Origin of the sequence: Pseudomonas tremae, from assembly GCF_001401155.1 — a bacterium.
Classification (GTDB): Bacteria; Pseudomonadota; Gammaproteobacteria; order Pseudomonadales; family Pseudomonadaceae; genus Aquipseudomonas; species Aquipseudomonas tremae.
Window position 1 is genome coordinate 1 of record NZ_LJRO01000223.1, and the last position, 306, is coordinate 306.

Annotated in this window: 1 pseudogene; it reads right to left on the reverse strand. The window is 63.4% G+C overall.

What is annotated here, in order from left to right:
• Window positions 1-306: pseudogene (locus tag ALO43_RS15560) on the reverse strand (TonB-dependent siderophore receptor); the annotation flags it as partial.

A 306-nucleotide genomic window follows, 5' to 3' on the forward strand; every position in this document is an offset into this window, starting at 1 on the left:
TCCGCGCTTTGATGGCGCAGGCCCAGCGTGAGCGTGCTGTCTTCGCTCAGGTCGGTTTCCAGAATGCCGTACAACAGCGGCGCAGTCTTTTTCAGGCCGTCGATGTAGTATCCACGGTCTTCGTAAGACGTGACAAAACGCCCGCGCACGCTGCCCGAGTCGTTGAGCTTGCTGCTGCCATCCAGATCGACCCGGTACTGGTCCCAACTGCCGGCGCGGGTGGTGATCGAGAACTGCGGTAAGGCGGTCGGCCGCTTGCGCACCAGATTGACCGCGCCACCGGGGTTGCCCGCGCCGATCAACAGC